The organism is Prevotella sp., assembly GCF_051059605.1.
Taxonomy (GTDB): Bacteria; Bacteroidota; Bacteroidia; order Bacteroidales; family Bacteroidaceae; genus Prevotella.
Window position 1 is genome coordinate 1,187,639 of record NZ_CP050883.1, and the last position, 23,771, is coordinate 1,211,409.

The following is a 23,771-nucleotide window of genomic DNA, read 5'->3' on the forward strand; positions in this document are numbered from 1 at the left end:
ATAAAATCACATACTTATGAAAAGAATCTATTTATTGATTATGTCAATTGTCTTCTCTATATCGGGAGTATTGGCACAATCAGCACAAGTTCAAAAAGCCTCGAAATCTGTCTTCACATTGACGACATTCAATAAAGATGGCAGTATTCTCGCATCAAGTCATGGCGTCTTTGTTGGCAAAGATGGTGAGGCTATCAGCACTTGGGCACCATTTATTGGTGCAGATCACGCTGTTGTTGTTGATGCAAATGGCAAGACATACAATGTAGATGCAATTGTAGGAGCTAACGAATTGTATGATGTCTGCAAATTCATTGTTGACGGTAGTACCATAAAGGCTGATGTTGCTTTAACAGAAGCAAATGGCAATGTCTTTCTTCTTGGCTATTCATTAAAGAAAGCAGACGTTAATACTTTCAAGATTGCAAGTGTGGAGAAGTTTATGGATAAGTACAACTATTACATATTTTCTACCACAGCACCTGATAATGCAGCAAGCTGCCCATTCGTGAATAACAACGGACAGGTTATCGGACTCCTTCAGCATAGCAAAAATGGTGATGTACATGCTACTGATGCCAAATTTGCATCAGACATGGTTGCAAATGGTTTCACTATCAATGACGCAGTATTGAGAACATGCGGTATTAGAACAGCTCTACCTGACAATGAGAACCAAGCTTTGCTGACAATGATGATGGCTAGTGAACAGACTGATTCTATCTCACGTCAGAAGTATATTGATGACTTTATGCGTAAGTTTCCTAGCTCAACAGAAGGTTACACCAATAAAGCTTCAAGCTATGTAAACGGAGGTAAGTTTGAGGAGGCTGACAAGGTTATGCAAACTGCATTAGAAAAAGTTGCAAAGAAAGACGAGGCTCATTCTGAATATGCGAAAGTAATATATCAGAAAGAACTTTTCAGCAACAAACCATATACAAACTGGAGTCTAGACAAAGCTCTTGAGGAATCAAAAAAGGCTTCTGCAATAAACGACTTGGACGTATATCGTCATCAGCAGGCACAGATAACATTTTCAAAAGGTGAATATCAAAATGCCTACAACATGTTTATTGCTCTGACAAAGACCAAACTTCGCAATGGTGAACTATTTTATGAGGCTTCACAATGTAAAGCCCAACTCAAAGCTCCACAGAATGAAGTAATGGCACTTCTTGACAGCGCAATAGCAGCTTGCCCACAGCCACTTACATCAATTGCTGCACCATACGTACTAGCACGTGGCGTATCATACGATGCTATGAAAAATTATCATAATGCATTGGTTGATTATAATGAATATGATTCATTGATGTCAGGCAGACCATTGAACTCTAGTTTCTATTATACCAGATATAAATGTGAACTACAAGTACATCGTTTCCAGCAAGCACTAAACGATATAGCACGTGCTATCATCGTAACACCTAATGAACCGACTTATTATGCAGAAATGGCTTCATTGCAAATTCGCGTAAATAAGAATGCAGACGCTGTAAAAACTGCAACAAGATGCACCATAATTGCTCCAGAATATCCTGATGGTTACTTGTTGCTAGGTATAGCAAACAAGGAACTTGGAAATAAAGACGAGGCTAAGAAGGCTTTGGAAAAGGCTAAATCACTAGGTGACACTCGTGCTGACGAATATTTGAAAAAGCTATAATATAATCTTTAAGACTGACTAACATACAATTGTTTGAATGATAAAACGAATTAATATGTTAGTCTGAATTAAAAATCACTTGTTATAAAGGTTCTTATACCTATATAATAAATATGAATAAAGCCCTTCAAGAAAATCTTGAAAGGCTTTATTTATTATGTTATAAAGAAGATTACTTCTTATGTTCTGGAACTTCAAACTTATCACCAGTAGCTTTAACAAGCTTACGAGCAAAAGATTCAGGATAACCAGGACGCTTTACAGTTGCTCCAATACCTGTCTTTGTTCTGATAAACTCACCATTCTTTGTTGGCTTAACTGACATATCATTATACTTAACAATAAGATAATAAGCCAACTTGTTCCACCTAGCAAGCATTTGCTGAGCCTCATCATTACTGTAATCATTAAGATACTTCAATGCGGCAGCTTTATCACTAACATACAATTCACGTGCTTTGTTCTCAACGTTTGGCTGATTTGCGAAGTAAGAACTTTCTAAACTGTCACGAACAGACTTCAACTCAGGGAACATAAGTGAATAACGTGGATAAATCATGTTACTAACCCAATTGCAAACCCAGTAAGCATTCTTTGTAGAGAATGTAACTGCATCAGCACCAGGAGTATTATAACATTCAGGCTGGACAGTATTACCACAATATATTGGAGTATATGCTATCATATTACCATCATCATTTCCAAACCACAACACACCACCTATCTCACGTGGAAGCCAAGAACGCATCTGACTAACATAAGAAAAACCAGTCTGCTGTGTGCTTGTTGGACGCTCATTGAAATAAGACTTTCCGTCTACTTTAAACATTAATGGTGTCGGACGATAAGGCATTTCCCATATACCACCTCCAAAATCTAAAGTATCAGTTGCCAATGGAGTTCCCTCATAATGGTCTCTCATAGCCATTTGAACATCCTTTACAGAAAGTTTCTTGTTTGGAATAACCCATAGTGGCATATCCTCGGCATTGTCATCCTTTCCTTCTGCCCAAGGCAGATAACGGTTGAAACCGTCTGTGAAATGATTAAAGAAAGCCCACACACGAGCTTCGCAGAAACGACGACCAGAAAAATCAGGTTTAGCATAAGCCATCTTCCATGAGAAATCAATGTCCTTTCCTGTAAACCAGCCCTTCTTTCTTGCATAAGAAATAACGTTCTTACTATACATTACATTCTTATGGTCGTTCATATTGAACTTACCTATACGACTTTGGTTTGCATGTGCGCAAATAGCATTATCTGGTATGCGTTGAGCAACCCAAATTGCACTCTTGCTTCCTGCTCCACAACCCATCATCTCCATGATCCAAGCCTCATTAGGATCGCAAATGGTAAAGGTCTCGCCCTCACTATTATATCCGTATGTCTCGGCTAGAGATGTCATAACTTTTATCGCTTCACGTGCATTGCGTGAACGTTGAAGAGCTAAGTATATAAGACTACCATAATCAATGATACTAGTAGAGTCTACCATTTCCTCACGGCCACCATAAGTGGTTTCTCCAACAGTCACCTGAAATTCATTGATATTTCCAATAACATTATATGTAACAGGAGCCTCTGGTATTTGTCCGTGACAAACCTTTGTATCCCAATCAATAATCTTACGCATTTCTCCCTTAGCATGAACGCCTGCAGGATAATGAGCTAAATCAATAAACATGCCGTAATCATCAGCATTATATGAACAGATAACACTTCCGTCTGCACTGGCTTTCTTTCCAACGATAAAATTAGTACATGCCAAAGCAGCAGATGCGCTCAATGTAAAGACAGCTATTAAAATTTGTTTCTTCATAAACTCAATATATTTAACAAGCCTTGAAACTCATGTCAAGTCCCTTAACACTATGTGTAAGAGCACCAACACTTATGAAGTCAACTCCCTGTTCAGCATATCCACGGATAGTATCAAAAGTGATACCACCACTAGATTCTGTTTCAATTCTTCCAGCAACAAGGTCAACAGCTTTCTTTGTATCAGGAACACTGAAATTATCAAACATGACACGGTCTACTCCACCATGGTTAAGCACACGTTGAAGTTCATCAAAGTTTCTTACCTCTATTTCAATCTTCAAATCAAGTCCTTTTTCTTTAAGATAAGCGTGGCAACGATCAATAGCACTCTCTATACCACCAGCAAAGTCTACGTGATTATCTTTAAGAAGTATCATATCGAAAAGACCAATACGATGATTCATACCACCACCTATCTTAACAGCTTGCTTTTCAAGCATACGCAATCCTGGTGTTGTCTTACGTGTATCAAGCACATGAGTTCTTGTACCTTCCAACAACTTAACGTATTTGTTTGTCATTGTAGCAATACCGCTCATACGCTGCATGATATTAAGCATCAGTCGCTCTGTCTGAAGCAGTGAACGAGTCTTACCACTTACAATCATTGCGATATCACCAATCTTTACAGGAGTTCCATCATTGATGAGAACCTCAACTTTCAATGTAGAGTCGAACTTGGCAAAAACCTTTTTAGCCATTTCTACACCAGCCAATATACCATTTTCCTTTATTAGCAAATGTGATTTACCCATTGCATCATCAGGAATACAACACAACGTTGTGTGGTCACCATCACCGATATCCTCAGCAAAAGCCAATTCAATCAGTTTGTCTTCTAATTCGTCTACTGATAACATATTATTAAATATTTATATATTACTATTTTCTATAATCAACTTGTCATTAATGATCTCACAAGTTCCTCCAATCCATTCTGTCATTGGCAATTCATCTGTAAACTCATAGTAGTTTACTACCCTATCTCCAACAACTTCAACTATGACCTGATGCAAAACTTCACCAGATACTTTCAATTCATGAAAGCCTAATCGTCTGAATGCATCTACCATTAATTCAACGCTTTGGGTGGGATTGGCATCTGGCGCTTCGGTTGCATATTCGGATCAGAATTAGGAGGAACAGGAACGCTTGATGGCGGCATAGGCCGTTGACTATTTGACTTTGCTGAATCATTACCAGAAGTCTTAATGCTATCGCTGTTCACTTTATTTACAACTGCTTTACTCTGGTGCATTCTATACAACTTGATATTACTTACTATCATAAGTTTCAACGTTGTAGCATTGTCTCCAGGATCCTGACTCTTATTTAGCATGAAAAAGCCACGTATCTCCTTTATTCCAAGTTTCTTATCATCACGAATAGTTAGATTAAAATGACTAGCCGTCGAAATATGCATGTTCTGCGTAGCAATACTGTCATTGCCAAACTTAACAGCCAACACGACAACTCCATCACGCATACCATCCTGGAATATGAATTGTGTATCAAAATCAAGTATGATGCCATCTCCCTTATGGAATGCAGAATCAGCAACCATTGAAAAAGAATTCAAGTTGAAAGGTTTCTGTGGTGTAAGCACCATAGCCGACTCTTCGTTCCATACATTTGCGGTGTCACCATTTGCAGTAACACTACCAAATCTATTAACGGCATCAGCAGAAGCGCCTAATGCAACAGCCTCTTTACCAAGTCGTTTAGTTAAATCCTCATAAATTTGCTTCAACTGATCTGTATGGCGCATGTAATACACCATTGATGAGTCAAACTGCGCTGGAGTATAGCCATACTTCTTCAATACAGCTGCACGATACTTTATCGTATTGACAGAATCATTACCTGAAATCTGTGCCATACTGCTAGCCAGATGATAATCATAAAGAACATCACCCATTTTATTTGGTTGAATAAACTGTGAAGGTACAGATGGTTTACATGAAACCATCAGGAATAATCCCATAATTACAACAAGAGAACTTATTGTCATTTTAAGGAACTTACATCCTTGGAGAGACGAAGACTTCATAATTATTTCTTTTTAAAAGCACCCTTAACGGTCTCAGAAAGACCTTCCATATCTTTTCTGAAGAAAAGAAGTAACAGCGCAACACCTACAGAAATACAAGCATCAGCAAAGTTAAACACTGGTGAGAAGAAAATAAATTCCTGTCCGCCCTTGAAAGGTACCCAATCTGGATATGTAGTAACAATAAGAGGAAAATAAAACATATCCACTACCTTCCCCTGTAAAAATGATGCATAACCACTACCAAAAGGCACAAGGTATGATACATAGAACGGAGAAGATGCATTAAATATCAGCCCATAAAACATTGAGTCTATTATGTTACCAGCTGCACCAGCCATAATCATGGACAACACAACGATATAACCCGTTGAATGTTTTTGTTTAAGAACCTGATGCATATACCAGCCTATACATCCAACAGCAATTATACGGAATACACTCAACACCAATTTGTTGAAGAATGTCATACCATAAGCCATACCATTGTTCTCAATGAAGCTAATATAAAACCAGTCTGTTACACGAACAGACTCACCTAAACACATGTTGGTTTTGACCTCTATCTTGATTATCTGGTCAATAACAAGTATTGCGATAATCAAGATAAACGCCAATAAACCATCTTGCAATAAATAACTATTTTTTTTCATTTCTTTCTTGCATTCTTCGAAGCCACGCTAAGAGTAGCGTGAGGCACAACACGAAGACGTTCCTTAGGTATCAGTTCACCAGTAACACGGTCAACACCATAAGTTTTATTTTCTATACGCAACAAAGCTGCTTCAAGTCCTTTTATAAACTTTTGCAGACGTTGAACCATCTGAATCATATCTTCCTTGCTCTGGTTGGCGTTACCGTCATCCAAAACTTTATTATAAGTGGGAGACGTATCATCCACACCATTATCATCTTGATTCATAAGCTGGCGCATAATAGAAGAATATTCTTCGTGAGCCACCTTCAATTTGTCATTAATAATTCCGCGGAACTCTTCCAAGTCCTCATCAGAATAACGTGTTTTTTTGTCCATAGATATATAAGTATTTAATTATATCTTCTTGCTAATTCTTTTCAACAGTGATGTTTAGTTTAAACTCATCGAATTCAGTTTCAGCACCATCATTGTCTGCAATCTTTATATCATTTGCCAACACTTGACTCTTGATCATTTCGCCGAATGACTTAATAGCCGCATCTGTCTCTTCGTGTGGAGCAACTGTGACCATAATCCTATCTGTAATTTCAAGTCCGTTTTCCTTACGAAGATTCTGAATACGATTGATAAGCTCACGAGCCATACCTTCCATCTTCAATTCATCAGTAAGTTCAACTTCAAGAGCTACAGTTATGTTGCCTTCATTGCTTACCAACCATCCTGGTATATCTTCACTGATAATGTCTACATCTGTAGCATCAACTGTAATTGTCTGTCCTTCAATATCAAAGGTTGTATTGCCTGAAGTTTCAAGTAAAGCAATTTCATTCTGGTCAAGTGCATCCATTCTGGCAGCTACTGCTTTCATCAGCTTACCGAACTTCTTACCCATAACACGGAAATTACATTTTACTTTCTTGACAAGAATACCTTGTCCTCCTACAAACTGCAAATCCTTTACGTTAACCTCACTCTTAATAAGGTCAGCGACAGCCTCAATATGCTGTTTCTGATTTTCGTCTATAGCAGGAACCATGATCTGAGCAAGTGGTTGACGCACCTTGATATTAACTTTACGACGCAAAGCCAAAGTCATTGAAGTAATCTTCTGTGCCATACCCATACGTATCTCCAAGTCTGCATCAACTGCAGTTTTGTCTGCTACAGGGAACTTATCCAGATGAACACTTGTCTGCTGTCCACCTAAGTCATGATACAACTCATCAGCATAGAATGGAGCAAAAGGAGCAAGTAGTTTAGCAACAGTCATCAAGCATGTATAAAGAGTTTGATATGCGCTCAACTTGTCTTCACTCATTTCCTTACCCCAGAAACGTTTACGATTCAAACGAACATACCAGTTACTCAAGTCATCATTAACAAAAGTATCTATTAGTCGTCCTGCACGTGTAGGATCATAATTTTCAAGTTCAGCTTCCACATTAGTGATAAGTGAGTTCACCTTAGATATAATCCATCTATCAATCTCTGGACGCTTTGCCAATTCCACCTGAGGTGCAGTTGAATCAAAGTCATCTACATTTGCATACAATGCAAAGAAACTATAAGTATTATATAATGTACCGAAGAACTTTCTACGAATCTCGTCTACACCGCTAGGATCAAACTTAAGGTTGTCCCAAGGCTCAGAGTTTGTCATCATATAGAATCTGACTGGGTCAGCTCCATACTTGTCAATCATTTCAAATGGATTGGTTACGTTTCCGACATGCTTACTCATCTTATTGCCCTTTGCGTCAAGCACAAGACCAGTAGAGATTACATTTTTGAAAGCAACCTGATTAAATACCATTGTTGATATTGCGTGAAGTGTGAAGAACCATCCACGTGTCTGGTCTACACCTTCATTGATAAAATCAGCAGGATAGAAAGCTGGAGGAACAGGTGTTCCCTCGTATGTAGAAGTAACTAGTTCACGACGATACTCAGCCTCGCTCTTACCAGTATTCTTCAAACCGTCATTGGCTATCTCGCCCTCAAACGGATAATGAAGCTGTGCATAAGGCATAGAACCAGAATCAAACCATACGTCAATCAAGTCGCTTTCGCGCTTCATTGGTTCTCCTTCTTCATTTACAAGAATGATATTATCTACATACGGACGATGAAGATCAACCTTATCATAGTTTTCTTTTGAATAATCACCTACAACAAATCCATTATCCTTTAATGGGTTACTGCTCATTACACCTGCAGCAACACTCTTCTCTATCTCATTGTAAAGTTCTTCAAGACTGCCGATGCACTTAGCATTTCGCTTCTCATCACGCCATATAGGAAGTGGTGTACCCCAGAAGCGACTACGGCTCAAATTCCAGTCATTCAAGTTTTCCAACCAGTTACCGAAACGACCAGTACCAGTACTCTCTGGCTGCCAACATATAGTCTTGTTTAGTTCAACCATACGCTCCTTTTTCGCTGTATCATTGATAAACCAACTGTCAAGAGGATAATAAAGGATAGGCTTGTCTGTACGCCAGCAATGTGGATAGTTGTGTACATGCTTTTCTATCTTGAAAGCCACTCCGTCCTGTTTCATTTCCATACAGATAATGACATTCAGGTCTTCTGCTTTTTCTGATGCTTTCTTATCCCATACGCCATCAGGATTGAATTTAGGGTCGTATGAATTCTTAACATAGTCGCCAGCATGCTTGCCATAAGCTTCCTTATTCAAACAAGCATTTACGAAGTTAACGTCTAATTCCTCTTCAACATAATACTTACCTTGAAGATCTACCATAGGACGAGTCTCTCCCTTCTTATTAATAAGGTATAGAGCTGGGATATTTGCATCTGCTGCAACTTTAGCATCATCTGCACCAAATGTAGGAGCGATATGTACGATTCCTGTACCGTCTTCAGTTGTAACGTAGTCACCAAGAATTACCCTGAAAGCCTCACTGTCCATCTCAACAAACTTATCACGTCCGTCCTCACTTATGAACACTTTATCAGCATGCTTTTCAGCATAGTCGTTGACAAATTTAGCCGAGAAATCACCTATCTTCTCACATGGTTTAACCCAAGGCATTAACTGCTTATAATGCAAACCTTCCAAATCTGTACCTTTAACACGATCAACAATACGCCAAGGGCATACTTTGTTTTCCTTATCAAAAGCACCTAGTTCGCCTTCCTTAACTTCCTGTTCAGGATTAAGGTATGCACTTATACGACTTTCTGCCATAACAAGAGTCAGTGGTTCGCCATCATATAAGTTATATGTCTCTATAGCTACATAATCAATCTTAGGACCAACACACAATGCAACATTAGATGCAAGCGTCCAAGGAGTTGTTGTCCAAGCTATGAAATAAGGTTTTCCATGCTTAGTCCATTCAGCCTTAGGGTCTTTAATCTGGAACTGTGCTGTTACGGTTGTATCCTTAACATCACGATAACATCCAGGCTGATTAAGCTCATGGCTTGAAAGTCCTGTTCCTGCTGCTGGAGAATATGGTTGAATTGTATATCCCTTATATAGCAATCCCTTTCCGTATAGCTGCTTGAGCAACCACCATAAGGTTTCGATATACTTGTTATCGTAAGTAATATAAGGATGATCCAAATCTACGAAATATCCCATTTTTTCAGTCAGATCACGCCATTCAGCGGTAAACATCATGACATTCTCACGACATTTTTTATTATAATCTTCTGTTGAGATATATTTCTCAGAAGCCTTGTTATCAATATCTTTTTTTGTAATACCAAGTTCTTTCTCTACACCTAGTTCCACAGGAAGTCCATGAGTATCCCAACCAGCCTTACGGTGTACTTGAAATCCCTTCATGGTTTTGTATCTGTTGAAAGTATCCTTAATAGAACGAGCCAACACGTGATGAATGCCAGGGTGTCCATTAGCCGAAGGAGGACCTTCGAAAAATATAAACTGCTGACAACCTTCACGCTCATCAATAGATTTATGGAAAATATCATTTTTTTCCCACTCTGCAAGTACATCATTATTGGTCTTTGTCAAATTAAGACCATTATGTTCGGCAAATCTCTTGGCCATATCTTAAAAACTTAATTTTATTACGTGATAATTTTAATGACCGCAAAGATAATAAAAATAATTATCATACCCAAAAGACTTACATATTTTTTATTATATGGACATATAAGTTAAAAAATAACACATTATTATTTTGTTAATTCCTAAATTCGCTGTACATTTGCAGCCAATAATACACTAAATTTTTATGGACTGGTTAATTAATCTTTTTACTTCTACCGACACAGTAGCTCACATAGCATTGCTTTATGCTCTTGTGATAGCAATTGGCGTGCTACTTGGCAAGGTAAAAGTTTGTGGCATATCGCTCGGAGTAACATTTGTACTCTTTGCTGGTATATTAGCAGGCCACATTGGCTTTACTGCCCCGATAAACATTCTAACATTCCTTCAGGACTTCGGACTTATATTGTTCGTATTCTGTATTGGTCTACAAGTTGGTCCGGGCTTTTTTGAGAGTTTTCGTAAGGGTGGAGTGACACTCAACCTTCTCTCAACAGTTATAATCTTGCTCAACATTGCAGTAATGTTCGGTTGCTACTGGTTGTTCTTCGACACCAGTAATCCTAAGAATCTTCCGATGATGGTAGGTACTTTATATGGTGCCGTTACCAACACTCCTGGACTTGGAGCTGCTAACGAAGCCCTTACTAGCGTGTTCGGCAAAGGTGATGTTCCTCAGATTGCATCAGGTTACGCATGTGCCTACCCTCTTGGAGTGCTAGGTATAATCGGCGCAACTATTGCTATCCGTTACATTACTCGCGTAAAACTTAATAGAGAAGAACATAGGCTCAATGATCAAGAAGCAGAAAACCCTCATGCTAAACCACATCAGATGCATTTAAAGGTTACCAACAATTATATTGCTGGTCGCACATTACTTGAGATTTCAGAGTTCTTAAATCGTGACCTTATTTGCTCAAGACTTCTTCATGACAACAGTGTAACTATTCCTAAAAACAATACAATCTTTAATCTTGGAGACGAGGTACTTGTCGTTTGCGCTGAAGCTGACGCCGAGGCTATTCAGGCTTTCATCGGTCCAGAAATTGATACACCTTGGCATACAGAGGCAGAGGCTCAGCCACTAATCAGCAAGCGAATTGTAGTAACACGCGCTTCAATGAACGGCAAGACACTTGGTAAGATGCATTTCTCTAGTGTATATGGTGTCAACGTAACTCGTATAACACGCCAAGGAATGGATGTATTTGCTAGCCGCGACTATCGTTTCCAAGTTGGAGATAGAATAATGGTTGTTGGTCCAGAGGACAATGTAAACCGTGTTGCAGAGGCAATGGGTAACAGTATCAAGCGTCTTGATGCTCCAAATATCGCCACTATATTCATCGGCATAGTTGTAGGTATTCTTTTCGGAAGTATTCCTCTTGCTCTTCCTGGTATGCCAGTTCCGTTAAAACTTGGTATTGCTGGTGGTCCGCTTATCATTGCCATCCTTATTGGTCGCTTCGGTTACAGATTCAAGCTTGTTACCTATACAACGACTTCCGCAAACATGATGTTGCGTGAAATTGGTTTGGTATTATTCCTTGCTTCTGTAGGTATAAAAGCAGGTGCCAACTTCTGGGAAACTGTTGTTCAGGGAGATGGTTTGAAATATGTATATACAGGATTCTTTATTACAATAATTCCTATATTAATTGTCGGAACTATTGCCCGCCTGCATTTCAAGTTTAATTACTTTACAATCATGGGTATGATTGCCGGTACTTATACTGATCCTCCAGCACTAGCTTATGCAAACAGCGTATGTTCAAAAGAAGCTCCAGCAGTAGGTTACAGTACTGTTTACCCATTAAGTATGTTCTTACGTATTTTCACCGCACAGTTAATTGTATTATTCTGTTGTGGAGGATAAAAGATAAAACAATAAAATTCTATTATACTCAGCGTATATCTTTAAACAGATATACGCTGTTTTTATTTATGTCATTAAGACATTACCCACATGATATATTTTCTCTTGAAAAGATATCAAAAGAACTTTCAATAAAATTCAAAGTGATTAAAAGATTAATATTCAATTAAGCAAGCATAAAACTACTTAGACCAGAACCCATCTAGGGAGGATATTATCCTTTCTAAATTTACAAAGATTCAAAAAAAAAAACTACATTATATACATTTCCAACTTAAGCAACTACTAATCAATAGATTAACTTAAGAGTACATATTCCTACATAGTTCCTACATTACAAGGACGCATTTGTACATAAAACGATAGAATTTCATCAAATTACAATACGAAAAACACTTTTTGGGTTCCACCATTAGCTCGTATCTTGGGGTTACAAAGCAAATCACAATGATGCCTTTCATGGGAATAGCAAATATAGGATTATTATCTCTTTTTGTAAATAAAATTAAGAAATAAAACTGATTTATATAGTATCTTGATATATCAACCCTTTCAGTAAAGGATTTCATAAACAATAATGATTAGCTGTTACAACTTTAAAAAATGTATAGTGATTCAGTAAGTATAACTATGAATGTTTATAATCAACTTCTATTATAGTCAAAATGCATGAAGCGCAGCGAGAATAAAATCACCTTTTTTCGTGCACCATTGAGTGATAAGGGCCTTATTACTCTGCAAAGCATGTAGGACAACAGAGTGATTAGGGCCTAATCACTCCCTAAAATGTATAAGAACGGACTTACCTACATTAGCTAACATATTGTATAAGAATGCGTTCGATAAAAACATGTAGGAAACAGCATTAAAAACTCACAAAGAAATATTTTTCGTCAATATAAGAAGGGCTTATTATTGGTCGACATCTTGCATGTCAACATCAAATCAATAAAATTTATGGGCATCTATTCAAAAGAATAAATGCCCATAACTATAACTGTATTGAGTTTATATTTTGTATTTAATACTTCCGTTAAAACCTACGATTATCAAAATCTGATAACTTGTAGGACTATCAGGAATACAGACACTAGCATTGAAGTGAAAACCATCAGTGCCTGCTCCAGCATATACTATATCGCTAAGGATGCTCTGTTTAAGTGCTTGAGACGGCACCTGTTTATCAAAATCATCCTTGCGTATATCACGGCTATATATCTGAGTTGCACCACGGAATAAGCTTAAATGAATAATATTATCAAAATAAACATTATCAACCTCCACTCCATCATCATTATATGTAGGCTTAACAACTTTATAAGTAGTTGGATTAACCTGAATATACCAGTGATAATGATCATTTCCATACACTACAACAGAATCTCTCTTAATGAGTTTATTCTGATTTAAAGCAGCAGGACGCTTTGCTCCAAAAAAAGTCAAATAAGAACGATCAGAAGTCTTTGCTAGTTTTACAACATCACCATTTTGATTCTTAAACATAAAGAAATGTTGTGCCTGCTTCAATATCTGATATTTCACTATGTTAGAACCGTGAAGAATCAAAGTATCCTTCACAATCTGGAAATATGCTGGTTGAGAAGTACTGTCAGGATAAAATATAGTATCCCCGATAACCCTGAAAGCAGGATCTTCCTCATCTTCATCAAGCCATACTCCTTGAAGCATTTTTTTAGCTGTAAGATCCTCCGACAAGGCCTTTTCGGTATTTGCCTTTCTATTACCACAAGCCACTGTAGTTAATACAATAGCAATAATTGGTAAAAATAGTCTTGTTAAAATTTCTTTTTTCATAATGTTCTAACGACCTATGCAATGATATTCGAATCCGGCATCAGCCAATTCATCTGAGTCAAAAATATTACGACCGTCAAGTACGAGCTGATTTCTCATTGAACGAGATATCACGTCCCAGCTAGGCAAGCGGAATTCTTTCCACTCGGTCAACAGCAACAATGCGTCAGCATCAAGCGTAGCCTCATACATATCACGGCAATATTCTATATTATGTGTAAAATGAGCAATATCTGTATCATCTTGTGCCATCACAGATAGTCGTCTGCGGCATTCATCCATAGCAACAGGATCATATACACGCACGTGACAACCAGACTTAAGCAAAAGCGAAAGCATCACCAACGCGGTGCTTTCTCGCATATCATCAGTCTCCGGTTTGAACGACAAGCCCCAAACTGCAATTTTTCTATCTTCAAGATTACCCAACGAAGATTTAAGTTTCTCGAAGAGAATTGTCTTTTGATGTTCGTTAACTCGCTCAACAGCTTTCAACACTTCCATTGAATAACCATTATTGTCGGCTGTCTTTATCAAAGCTTTCACATCTTTCGGAAAACAGCTTCCACCATAACCACATCCGGCATATAAGAACTTACGCCCTATTCTTGTATCAGAACCTATACCCTGTCTCACCATGTTAACATCAGCACCGACTAGTTCACAAAGATTAGCAATATCATTCATAAACGATATTCTTGTAGCCAACATTGAATTTGCGGCATACTTTGTCATTTCTGCACTAGGAATATCCATGAATATTACACGGAAGTTATTTATAAGGAATGGTTTATAAAGACGAGTAAGCATTTGTTTCGCTTTGTCGCTTTCAACACCAACAACAACACGATCAGGACTCATAAAATCTTTTATTGCATTACCCTCTTTTAGAAATTCAGGATTACTTGCAACATCAAATTTAATATCAACACCCCTATTATCCAATTCTTCTTGAATTGCAGATCTTACTTTAGCAGCAGTACCAACTGGCACAGTACTTTTCGTAACGACAACAATATATTTATTGAGGTTTTGTCCTATGGTTCGAGCAACTTGCAGTACATATTTAAGGTCAGCAGAACCATCTTCATCAGGAGGCGTACCAACTGCAGAAAAGATAATTTCCTGTTCATTAAGAACTTCAGCCAAAGAAGTCGTGAATTTCAAGCGACCAGCCTTAACATTCTTCACTACAAGTTCGTCAAGTCCAGGTTCATATATTGGAATATCACCACGCTGAAGTTTTTCTATCTTATCCTTATCAACATCGACGCAGGTGACAATTGCTCCCGTATCAGCAAAACAAGTTCCCGATACAAGTCCAACATACCCAGTTCCAACAATAGCTATGTTCATAGTGAGAAATATTAGTCAAACAATTCAGCATCCTTCAAAGAAGAAGCCTTCAGATCCTTTTCAGACGTAACGATATCTTTGATATCAATAGGCCATTGGATATTTATGTCCTCGTCATTCCAACGAATACTGGCTTCATGCTGCGGAGCATAAATATTATCTACTTTATATGTAAATACAGCTTCGTCACTAAGGACCAAAAATCCATGTGCAAAACCACGCGGAATAAAGAATTGACGCTTATTTTCATCAGAAAGTTCAACCATTACATGCTTTCCAAAAGTAGGACTACTCTTGCGTATATCTATAGCAACATCGAGCACCTTACCTTTTATAACACGCACAAGTTTTGCTTGAGAATAATTTCCTTTCTGATAATGGAGTCCTCGCAGTACACCATAAGATGATTTTGATTCATTATCTTGTATGAAATCAACTTTTCCTACATGTTCCTCAAATTCTTCCTTCTTCCATGCTTCAAAGAAATAACCACGGGCATCATTGAACACACGGGGTTCTAATATATAAACACCGTCTATTTCTGTTTTTCTATATTCCATACTACGTATCAATACTTATATAAAGGGTGAACGGGTAACAAATATCATACCTAACACCACTATAATCAAATGAAAGATAATTCAAACTAAATCAGAATCACCAAGTCAAACAGGATATCATTACTGTCCAACATATCTTGTGCAAAGATAATGCAAGTTAGGAGAAGAACAAAATAAAATCAGAAGTTTTTTGTTTTTTTATCCTGCAATAGCGTTCGTAATACCTTATAATATCACTAAAATCGGAACTAATTCGTAGTAAATTGCAAGCACAAAACCATCAATAACAAATATAAATATGTTCCCCAATATAACATAAAAAAATGACTTTACAAAACAAAAACTACAAAAAAAATATTTGAGATTATTTTTTGCATAAAAGCTTTGAATGTTGAAATAAAAACATTAATTTTGCAAACGTGATAGAACTAGAAAGACATATAGAAATATTATTGCTTAGCAATGATTGTGTTATCATCCCTAATTTCGGAGGATTCATGGCACATTATTGCGAAGCCCATTATGATATTAGGGATAATTCATTCCTACCACCTACCCGTTCTATAGGTTTCAATCCTCAGTTAAAGATCAATGATTCACTTCTTGCACAATCTTATGTGGAAGCTTATGACATAAGCTATCCTGAAGCCGTGCGTAGAATTGAGAAAGAAACTGACGAAATGAAGCAAATTCTTGACAATGAAGGATACTTTGAGTTAACAGACATTGGAACTCTAAAAATCAGTCAAGAAGGTCGCTACACATTTGAGCCTTGCGAAGCTGGACTTTTAACACCAAATCTATATGGACTGGGAAGTTTCCAAATGCAAGTTTTGACTTTATCAGAAGATGAAGAATCTAAGTCTGAAGAAGAAGTTAGCGTACTGCAGAGCACATCAAAGATAATAGACTTTTACACAGATACTGAAGAGGAAGAAAAAACATACACTATCCGAAGAAGTATTGTGCGTAATATAGCTGTTGCTTGTATTGCTTTATTTGCATTCCTACTAGTGCCATCATCTCTTGGTAATGGAGAAATGGCTTCTATTTCTGGAAACAAAATAAATACAGAATTACTTACCCGCATAATGCCTAAAGATATTACTGTAGGCAATACAGAACACGACATAACAAAAGCTCTTACAGCAAATACAAATGCCGCAAAAGTAAACAACACACAAAGTTTTTCTGAGAATAATGTAGAAAAGAAGGAATCTTCTTATTATTGCATTGTTCTTGCCAGTCGTGTAGCAAAGAGAAACGCAGCCGAATATGTAGAAAAACTACATAAAAAAGGTTATAACGAAGCCGAAGTTCTTTGCAGAAACAGTGGTACGAAAGTCGTTTACGGCGAATATCATTCTAAAGAAGACGCAAGAAAGGCTTTAAACAAACTCAACGACAAAGCAGATTTCGCTGATTGTTGGGTAATGCATATCAAATAACATTTTTAAATTATGAAACGAGTACGTTGTCCAAAATGTGATAATTTTATCACATTCGACGAAACTAAATATCAGCCAGGTCAATCATTGGTATTTGAATGCCCTGAATGTAACAAACAATTTGGCATACGTATTGGTGTTTCAAAGCTTCGCAATACTCAAAAGGAAGAGAAAATAGATGAGCAATCAAACGAAAATGGCTGCGGATCTATTGTCGTTATTGAAAATGTATTTCATTACAAACAGGTAATCCCTTTGCAATTGGGCGATAATATAATTGGACGATACATGAAGAACAGCGGTATAAATTGCCCTATCGAAACCAATGACCCGAGTATTGACATGAATCATTGCATAATAAATGTTAGTCAAGACAAAAAAGGCAAACTCAAATATGTGCTTCGTGACGGTCCTAGTTACACAGGAACATTTGTAGACAATGAGATTTTGGGAGACCGTGAACGTCGCATAATCGAAGACGGTTCTCTATTCACTATCGGTGCAACAAGCGTCCTATTAAGAGAAGCTGACAAAGATTGATATCATGCGTATTTTCATATACGATGCATCAATATTACATTCTAATTGACATAAAATTCGCATAAATTACAGATTAAGAAAAAATCACGTTGTATGTTCTTATTTCTTAATTAAAATATCTATCTTTGCAATTGTAAAGGATATATCGAAATTAAGTAACAATTTGAAAGATTTAGAATGAAACCTACAGCTATATTGCTTCTCCATTGTCCTGACGAGCAGGGCATCATCAGCGAAGTCACCAAGTTTATCACTGATAATCATGGTAATATTGTATATCTTGATCAATATGTTGACAGAGAGGACGGCATGTTTTTCATGCGTCTTGAATGGGAACTGGAAAAATTTACTATTCCTAGAGAAAAGATCGAAGATATTATTTCCACTTTGTATGCAAAGAGATACAATATGGAATTCAATCTTTACTTCAACGATGACAAGCCACGCATGGCTATTTTCGTAAGCAAAATGAGTCATTGCCTCTATGATCTTTTGGCAAGATACAAAGCTGGAGAATGGAACGTAGATATTCCTTGCATTGTCAGCAATCATGAAGACTTGAGATATGTAGCAGAACAATTTGATATACCTTATTACGTATGGTCAATAAAGAAAGATCATAGCAATAAAGCTGAAGTTGAAGCTGCCGAAATGGAACTGTTAAAGAAGGAAAGGATTACATTTATTGTTTTAGCACGCTATATGCAAATAATAAGCGATGAGATGATAAAGAAATACCCTAACCATATAATCAACATACATCATTCATTCTTACCAGCATTTGTTGGTGCAAAACCATACCACCAAGCATGGGAACGTGGTGTAAAAATCATTGGTGCAACAAGTCATTATGTTACTGCCGAGCTTGATGCTGGTCCAATTATAGAACAGGACGTTACTCGTATAAGTCACAAGGACACACCTGACAGTCTCGTTCTTAAAGGAAAGGATCTTGAGAAAATTATACTTAGCCGTGCTGTAACAAAGCATATAGAGCGTAAGATTCTTACATATCATAACAAAACGATTATATTCTCATAATTACAATATGAATGTTGCGATCGTAAAATATAATGCTGGCAACATCTATTCTGTCGTAAATGCAATAAAGAGACTAGGAATAACACCTATTCTAACAGACAGTGCAGATGAACTGCAAAATGCTGACAAAGTAATTTTCCCTGGACAGGGGAATGCACTTGAAGCAATGACTTATTTAAAAGCGCACGGACTAGACAAGGTGATTAAAAACCTCAGACAGCCCGTTCTTGGCATTTGTGTAGGTCAACAACTACTATGCCGCCACTCAGAAGAAGGCGATGTTGACTGCATTGGTATCTTTGATGTTGATGTTAAAAGATTCAAGCCAACACAGCATGAGGATAAAGTACCAGCTATGGGATGGGAAGAAATATACATTTCTGAAAAGAAAGACGATGCAGCAAATGTTTTACTAAAAGATTTGGGTGAACATCCATACGTATATTTCGTACATAGCTACTATGTACCAGTTTGTGAGAACACCATAGCGACAGCAGACTATATACTACCCTACTCTGCATGCATGCACAAGGACAATTTCTACACATGCCAGTTTCATCCAGAAAAAAGTGGAGATATAGGAGAACAGATATTGAAGAATTTTCTTAATATGTAACAACACTACTATATGAATATAGAACTCATACCAGCAATAGACATAATAAATGGGCAATGTGTCCGACTTACCAAAGGAGACTACAACCAAAAGAAGGTTTATAATGATAATCCTGTTGAGGTTGCTATGGATTTTGAGAAGTTAGGATTCAAACGTCTTCATGTCGTTGATTTGGACGGGGCAAAATCTAAGCATATCGTCAACGATAGTGTCTTGAAAGAAATAACGAAAGCTACAAATTTAATCGTTGACTTTGGTGGTGGAATAAAAACTAAAGATGATATAGAGAAAGCCTTTGAAGCTGGAGCTAGTATGGTTACTATAGGAAGTGTTGCAGTTACAAACCGACAACTATTTCTTGAATGGATAGATATCTATGGTGCAGAAAGACTTATTCTTGGAGCTGACGTAAGAAACGGAAAAATTTCAATTAATGGTTGGAAAGAAGACTCTTCAGAAGAACTTCTACCATTTCTTAAACAATATGTTGACAAAGGCGTGAGAAATGTATTATGTACCGAGATAAGCAAAGACGGAACATTGCAAGGTCCAGCCATCAATTTATACAAGGATATAATGCAAGCCTACCCGCAACTACATCTCATAGCAAGCGGAGGTGTCTCATCTAATGAAGACATTACTGACTTGGATAACGCAGGAATACCTGCCGTCGTATTTGGTAAAGCCTTTTATGAAGGTAAAATAGATATAAAGTCATTGGATATATGAAAGGACTGGCTAAACGAATTATCCCATGTCTTGACGTAAAGAACGGAGAGACAGTAAAAGGAACAAACTTCATAAATCTACGAAGTGCTGGAGATCCTGTTGAATTAGGCAAGGCTTATAGTAAAGCTGGAGCCGACGAACTTGTATTTCTTGACATTACAGCAAGTTATGAGGGCAGAAAGACGTTTACCGATATGGTTACAAGAGTTGCTGCAGAGATAAATATCCCTTTCACTGTTGGTGGAGGTATCAATGAACTAAAAGATGTAGCAAGGCTACTGAATGCGGGAGCTGATAAAGTAAGCATTAACAGTTCTGCATTAAGAAATCCAGCACTCATAAATGAAATTTCAAGCCATTATGGTTCTCAGGTCTGTGTATGCGCAATTGATGCACGTCTAGACGAAGACGGATGGCATTGTTATGTTAAAGGTGGAAGAGAACGCACTGATAGAGGCTTGTTTGAATGGGCTAAAGAAGTAGCCGATCGTGGAGCAGGAGAAATACTATTCACAAGTATGGACCATGATGGAGTGAAACAAGGATTTGCCAACGAAGCATTGGCAAAACTTTCAGAAGAAGTCGGTATACCTGTCATAGCAAGTGGCGGAGCAGGAACAAAAGAGCATTTCAAAGATGCTTTCACACTAGGCAAAGCTGATGCTGCATTGGCAGCAAGTGTATTCCACTTCGGAGAAATAAATATTTCTGATTTAAAGCACTACCTTTATAATGAAGGTATTAACGTAAGAATATAACTGATTGATTATGAAGATTGATTTCGATAAAATGAATGGTCTTGTACCGGCAATCATCCAAGATGCAGTTACCAAGAATGTTCTCATGCTTGGATACATGAACGAAGAGGCTTACAACAAGACTATAGAAACCAAAAAGGTTACTTTTTGGAGTCGCTCTCGTAATTGTCTTTGGACAAAAGGTGAGACTAGTGGTAATTTTCTTAATCTTGTTGATATTAAGATAGACTGTGACAACGACACCCTACTTGTAAGTGCCCATCCAAATGGTCCTACATGTCATAAGGGAACAGATACTTGTTGGGCTGAAGAAAATGATTATAACCCAATACTCTTTCTTAGTGAATTACAGGACTTTATAAACAAGCGTCACAAAGATATGCCAGAAGGCAGTTACACAACAAGTTTGTTTAAAAAGGGCGTGAACAGAATGGCTCAGAAAGTTGGAGAAGAAGCTCTCGAAACTGTTATTGAGGCTACGGCTGGAACTGACGACAAAATGATTTACGAAGCATCAGATATGCTTTATCACCTTATAGTATTGTTGTCAAGTAAAGGATTAAGAATAGAAGATGTTGCTATGGAACTGCTGAAACGTCATAACCCTGATTGGGACAAAGCGCGCAGAATAGCTAAGAGTAAAGGTGAAATGGAATAATACAACAAGATTGACAAAGACATTATAGTATGAGTTTGATTAATTATAACAATGTTGATGTGTACCAAGGTGAAAGCCTGATACTAAAAGATGTGAACTTTCATGTTGATGAAGGTGAATTTTTATATATAATAGGTAAGGTCGGTTCTGGTAAAAGTAGTCTGCTAAAGACTTTATATTGCGAACTCGACATTTACGATGACAAAGAAGTTCAGCAAGCTGAAGTCCTTGAACGTAACTTAATAACTCTCAAGAGGCGCGAAATACCTGCACTTAGAAAAGAAATGGGAATTATCTTTCAGGACTTCAAACTTCTTGATGAACGCACAGTAAAAAAGAATCTAGAATTTGTATTGCGCTCTACAGGTTGGAAAGATAAGAAAGAAATATGTGAACGTATAGAAAGTGTGTTGACAGATGTTGGCATGCTTGACAAGATAGATAAACTTCCACATGAGCTTTCTGGTGGAGAACAGCAACGTATTGCTATAGCAAGAGCTATTCTAAACAAACCAAAAATAATCATTGCTGACGAACCTACTGGCAATCTTGATCCTGAGACAGCCAGCAATATTATTAGTCTGCTAAAGGACATCACAACTACAGGAACAGCTGTAGTAATGTCTACTCATAACATACCAATGCTCGATAAATTTCCAGGCATTGTATATAGATGCAAAGACGGAGAAATAAAAGACGTCACAACAGAATATAATCATATGGATTTAAGTGAGGATGCTGCTCAAAGCGACTCATAAAAACCAATTTAAAAAGATATTAACATCTAAACTAAATATTACTATTATGAAGGTAATGAAATTTGGAGGTACTTCTGTCGGATCACCTGAACGCATGAAGAGTGTAGCCTCTCTCGTAACGGAATCAGGTGAACCTACATTTATCGTTCTTTCTGCAATGAGCGGAACGACTAATTCTTTGGTTGAGATTTCTGACTATCTGTATAAGAAGAATCCAGACGGTGCTAACGAGATTATAAATAAGCTCGAAACTAAATATATGCAGCATGTAGAGGACGTTTACTCTACAGATGAATATAAGCAAAAGACTAAAGACTTCCTCCATGGAGAGTTTGAATATCTTCGCTCTTTTACGAAAGATCTTTTCACAAGCTTTGAAGAAAAGAGCATTGTTGCTCAAGGCGAAATAATGAGCACCAATATGGTTGTGAATTACCTTCAAGAAACAGGCGTTAAGGCTGTTCTGCTTAATGCACTAGACTTCATGCGCACTGACAAGAACGCAGAGCCTGATCCTCAATATATTAAAGATAAGTTAGCTGATGTTATGAAGGATAACGAAGGCTACCAGATTTATATTACTCAAGGTTTTATATGTCGCAACGCTTACGGAGAGGTAGACAACTTACAGCGTGGAGGTAGTGACTATACAGCTTCTCTTATCGGTGCAGCCCTACCTGCTGATGAAATACAGATATGGACAGATATTGATGGCATGCACAACAATGATCCTAGAATCGTAGATAAAACTGAAGCTCTTCGTCAACTTAACTTTGAAGAAGCTGCCGAACTTGCTTATTTCGGTGCTAAGATTCTTCATCCAACATGCGTGCAACCTGCTAAATATTCAGGCATTCCTGTTAGATTGAAGAATACAATGGATCCACAGGCTGAAGGCACGATTATTGACAACGTAATCGTAAAAGGTAAAATCAAAGCTGTTGCAGCTAAGGACAATATAACAGCTGTAAAGATTAAGAGTAGTCGCATGCTATTGGCAACAGGCTTCCTACGTAAAGTTTTCGAGATTTTCGAAAGTTACCAGACTCCTATTGACATGATTGCAACTAGTGAAGTAGGCGTTTCGATGAGTATCGACAACCAAACTCACCTGAACGAGATTGTTGATGAACTTAAAAAATACGGAACTGTAACTGTTGACAGCGATATGTGTATCATCTGCGTTGTAGGAGACCTAGACTGGAGCAATCTTGGATTCGAAACTCTGGCTCTTGACGCAATGAAGAGTATTCCTGTAAGAATGATTTCTTACGGTGGAAGCAATTACAACATATCATTCCTCATTCGTGAGGCAGACAAGAAGCGTGCACTTCAAAATCTAAGCGACGTACTTTTCAATAAATAGT

Annotated in this window: 21 protein-coding genes; 11 read left to right on the plus strand and 10 right to left on the minus strand. The window is 37.5% G+C overall.

The genetic code is table 11. The annotated features are described in order from the left end of the window. Positions 1-16 precede the first annotated feature (16 nt). On the plus strand, positions 17-1,669 hold the full coding sequence (locus HEQ28_RS04835; protein WP_434504039.1) for a tetratricopeptide repeat protein: 1,653 nt from the start codon (positions 17-19) through the stop codon (positions 1,667-1,669). 172 nt (positions 1,670-1,841) lie between these two features. Here the strand turns inward: HEQ28_RS04835 and HEQ28_RS04840 are convergent, their stop codons facing one another. Genes HEQ28_RS04840 through ileS form a run of 7 tightly spaced genes read right to left on the minus strand, consistent with a single transcriptional unit; the run spans position 1,842 to position 10,243 of the window. After that, positions 1,842-3,491 (minus strand): dipeptidase, encoded by a 1,650-nt coding sequence (locus HEQ28_RS04840; protein ID WP_434504040.1) that lies wholly within the window; start codon positions 3,489-3,491, stop codon positions 1,842-1,844. Positions 3,492-3,504: 13 nt separating this feature from the next. Next, positions 3,505-4,353 carry a carboxylating nicotinate-nucleotide diphosphorylase gene (nadC, locus tag HEQ28_RS04845; RefSeq protein ID WP_434504041.1) on the minus strand — a complete coding sequence of 283 codons (849 nt, stop codon included), beginning with the start codon at positions 4,351-4,353 and terminating at the stop codon, positions 3,505-3,507. 12 nt (positions 4,354-4,365) lie between these two features. Further along, positions 4,366-4,566, minus strand: coding sequence for a hypothetical protein (locus HEQ28_RS04850; protein WP_434504042.1), 201 nt, complete (start codon positions 4,564-4,566; stop codon positions 4,366-4,368). Continuing rightward, the gene (locus tag HEQ28_RS04855; protein WP_434504043.1) at positions 4,566-5,543 is read right to left on the minus strand and encodes a DUF4296 domain-containing protein; all 978 of its coding nucleotides are present in this window, start codon (positions 5,541-5,543) and stop codon (positions 4,566-4,568) included. The genes HEQ28_RS04850 and HEQ28_RS04855 overlap by 1 nt, the downstream gene beginning before the upstream one ends. 2 nt (positions 5,544-5,545) lie before the next feature. Further along, positions 5,546-6,196, minus strand: coding sequence for a lipoprotein signal peptidase (locus HEQ28_RS04860; RefSeq protein ID WP_434504044.1), 651 nt, complete (start codon positions 6,194-6,196; stop codon positions 5,546-5,548). Next, entirely contained in the window at positions 6,193-6,576 is a 384-nt protein-coding gene (locus HEQ28_RS04865) for a TraR/DksA family transcriptional regulator (protein ID WP_018463582.1), read from the minus strand. Before HEQ28_RS04865 ends, HEQ28_RS04860 begins: the two co-directional genes overlap by 4 nt. Positions 6,577-6,607: 31 nt before the next feature. Further along, positions 6,608-10,243, minus strand: coding sequence for an isoleucine--tRNA ligase (gene ileS, locus HEQ28_RS04870; protein WP_434504045.1), 3,636 nt, complete (start codon positions 10,241-10,243; stop codon positions 6,608-6,610). A gap of 187 nt (positions 10,244-10,430) precedes the next feature. Here ileS and HEQ28_RS04875 point away from each other — a divergent pair, with 187 nt between their 5' ends. After that, the gene (locus HEQ28_RS04875) at positions 10,431-12,125 is read left to right on the plus strand and encodes a putative transporter (RefSeq protein ID WP_434504046.1); all 1,695 of its coding nucleotides are present in this window, start codon (positions 10,431-10,433) and stop codon (positions 12,123-12,125) included. A gap of 1,008 nt (positions 12,126-13,133) precedes the next feature. On the opposite strand, the gene HEQ28_RS04880 is transcribed toward HEQ28_RS04875, so the two are convergent. From HEQ28_RS04880 to rfbC, 3 genes are read right to left on the minus strand one after another with little or no spacing between them, the layout of a single operon-like run. Further along, positions 13,134-13,940, minus strand: coding sequence for a DUF4738 domain-containing protein (locus HEQ28_RS04880; protein WP_434504047.1), 807 nt, complete (start codon positions 13,938-13,940; stop codon positions 13,134-13,136). 6 nt (positions 13,941-13,946) lie between these two features. Continuing rightward, positions 13,947-15,296: a UDP-glucose dehydrogenase family protein gene (locus HEQ28_RS04885; RefSeq protein WP_434504048.1), complete on the minus strand. Its 1,350-nt coding sequence runs from the start codon at positions 15,294-15,296 to the stop codon at positions 13,947-13,949. A gap of 11 nt (positions 15,297-15,307) precedes the next feature. After that, positions 15,308-15,856, minus strand: a complete 549-nt coding sequence (rfbC, locus tag HEQ28_RS04890) for a dTDP-4-dehydrorhamnose 3,5-epimerase (protein ID WP_434504049.1) — start codon at positions 15,854-15,856, stop codon at positions 15,308-15,310. Positions 15,857-16,275: 419 nt separating this feature from the next. Here rfbC and HEQ28_RS04895 point away from each other — a divergent pair, with 419 nt between their 5' ends. From HEQ28_RS04895 to HEQ28_RS04935, 9 genes are all read left to right on the plus strand, one after another. After that, positions 16,276-17,304 (plus strand): HU domain-containing protein, encoded by a 1,029-nt coding sequence (locus tag HEQ28_RS04895; RefSeq protein ID WP_434504050.1) that lies wholly within the window; start codon positions 16,276-16,278, stop codon positions 17,302-17,304. Positions 17,305-17,316: 12 nt separating this feature from the next. Next, complete coding sequence (locus tag HEQ28_RS04900; RefSeq protein WP_434504051.1) at positions 17,317-17,844, plus strand: FHA domain-containing protein; 528 nt, start codon at positions 17,317-17,319, stop codon at positions 17,842-17,844. Between the two features lie 177 nt (positions 17,845-18,021). Then, positions 18,022-18,885 (plus strand): formyltetrahydrofolate deformylase, encoded by an 864-nt coding sequence (purU, locus tag HEQ28_RS04905; protein ID WP_434504052.1) that lies wholly within the window; start codon positions 18,022-18,024, stop codon positions 18,883-18,885. 7 nt (positions 18,886-18,892) lie between these two features. Next, positions 18,893-19,501, plus strand: coding sequence for an imidazole glycerol phosphate synthase subunit HisH (gene hisH / locus HEQ28_RS04910; RefSeq protein WP_434504053.1), 609 nt, complete (start codon positions 18,893-18,895; stop codon positions 19,499-19,501). Between the two features lie 12 nt (positions 19,502-19,513). Beyond that, positions 19,514-20,230 (plus strand): 1-(5-phosphoribosyl)-5-[(5-phosphoribosylamino)methylideneamino]imidazole-4-carboxamide isomerase, encoded by a 717-nt coding sequence (gene hisA, locus HEQ28_RS04915; protein WP_434504054.1) that lies wholly within the window; start codon positions 19,514-19,516, stop codon positions 20,228-20,230. Beyond that, positions 20,227-20,988 carry an imidazole glycerol phosphate synthase subunit HisF gene (gene hisF, locus HEQ28_RS04920; RefSeq protein ID WP_434504055.1) on the plus strand — a complete coding sequence of 254 codons (762 nt, stop codon included), beginning with the start codon at positions 20,227-20,229 and terminating at the stop codon, positions 20,986-20,988. Before hisA ends, hisF begins: the two co-directional genes overlap by 4 nt. 10 nt (positions 20,989-20,998) lie before the next feature. Further along, a complete protein-coding gene (hisIE, locus tag HEQ28_RS04925) occupies positions 20,999-21,646 on the plus strand; it encodes a bifunctional phosphoribosyl-AMP cyclohydrolase/phosphoribosyl-ATP diphosphatase HisIE (RefSeq protein WP_434504056.1) in 648 nt (215 codons plus the stop codon). A 29-nt stretch (positions 21,647-21,675) separates the two neighbouring features. Then, entirely contained in the window at positions 21,676-22,404 is a 729-nt protein-coding gene (locus HEQ28_RS04930) for a cell division ATP-binding protein FtsE (RefSeq protein WP_434504057.1), read from the plus strand. A gap of 46 nt (positions 22,405-22,450) precedes the next feature. Next, positions 22,451-23,770 (plus strand): aspartate kinase, encoded by a 1,320-nt coding sequence (locus tag HEQ28_RS04935; RefSeq protein ID WP_434504058.1) that lies wholly within the window; start codon positions 22,451-22,453, stop codon positions 23,768-23,770. Position 23,771: the final 1 nt, after the last annotated feature.

Coding starts and splice junctions, on each gene's coding strand:
- HEQ28_RS04885 (WP_434504048.1), bottom strand. CDS start 15,296: ATGAACATAGCTATTGTTGGAACTGGGTATGTTGGACTTGTATCGGGA.
- HEQ28_RS04935 (WP_434504058.1), top strand. CDS start 22,451: ATGAAGGTAATGAAATTTGGAGGTACTTCTGTCGGATCACCTGAACGC.
- HEQ28_RS04865 (WP_018463582.1), bottom strand. CDS start 6,576: ATGGACAAAAAAACACGTTATTCTGATGAGGACTTGGAAGAGTTCCGC.
- hisA (WP_434504054.1), top strand. CDS start 19,514: ATGAATATAGAACTCATACCAGCAATAGACATAATAAATGGGCAATGT.
- HEQ28_RS04840 (WP_434504040.1), bottom strand. CDS start 3,491: ATGAAGAAACAAATTTTAATAGCTGTCTTTACATTGAGCGCATCTGCT.
- HEQ28_RS04860 (WP_434504044.1), bottom strand. CDS start 6,196: ATGAAAAAAAATAGTTATTTATTGCAAGATGGTTTATTGGCGTTTATC.
- HEQ28_RS04875 (WP_434504046.1), top strand. CDS start 10,431: ATGGACTGGTTAATTAATCTTTTTACTTCTACCGACACAGTAGCTCAC.
- HEQ28_RS04880 (WP_434504047.1), bottom strand. CDS start 13,940: ATGAAAAAAGAAATTTTAACAAGACTATTTTTACCAATTATTGCTATT.
- purU (WP_434504052.1), top strand. CDS start 18,022: ATGAAACCTACAGCTATATTGCTTCTCCATTGTCCTGACGAGCAGGGC.
- HEQ28_RS04900 (WP_434504051.1), top strand. CDS start 17,317: ATGAAACGAGTACGTTGTCCAAAATGTGATAATTTTATCACATTCGAC.
- HEQ28_RS04835 (WP_434504039.1), top strand. CDS start 17: ATGAAAAGAATCTATTTATTGATTATGTCAATTGTCTTCTCTATATCG.
- nadC (WP_434504041.1), bottom strand. CDS start 4,353: ATGTTATCAGTAGACGAATTAGAAGACAAACTGATTGAATTGGCTTTT.
- HEQ28_RS04855 (WP_434504043.1), bottom strand. CDS start 5,543: ATGAAGTCTTCGTCTCTCCAAGGATGTAAGTTCCTTAAAATGACAATA.
- rfbC (WP_434504049.1), bottom strand. CDS start 15,856: ATGGAATATAGAAAAACAGAAATAGACGGTGTTTATATATTAGAACCC.
- hisF (WP_434504055.1), top strand. CDS start 20,227: ATGAAAGGACTGGCTAAACGAATTATCCCATGTCTTGACGTAAAGAAC.
- ileS (WP_434504045.1), bottom strand. CDS start 10,243: ATGGCCAAGAGATTTGCCGAACATAATGGTCTTAATTTGACAAAGACC.
- hisIE (WP_434504056.1), top strand. CDS start 20,999: ATGAAGATTGATTTCGATAAAATGAATGGTCTTGTACCGGCAATCATC.
- hisH (WP_434504053.1), top strand. CDS start 18,893: ATGAATGTTGCGATCGTAAAATATAATGCTGGCAACATCTATTCTGTC.
- HEQ28_RS04930 (WP_434504057.1), top strand. CDS start 21,676: ATGAGTTTGATTAATTATAACAATGTTGATGTGTACCAAGGTGAAAGC.
- HEQ28_RS04850 (WP_434504042.1), bottom strand. CDS start 4,566: ATGGTAGATGCATTCAGACGATTAGGCTTTCATGAATTGAAAGTATCT.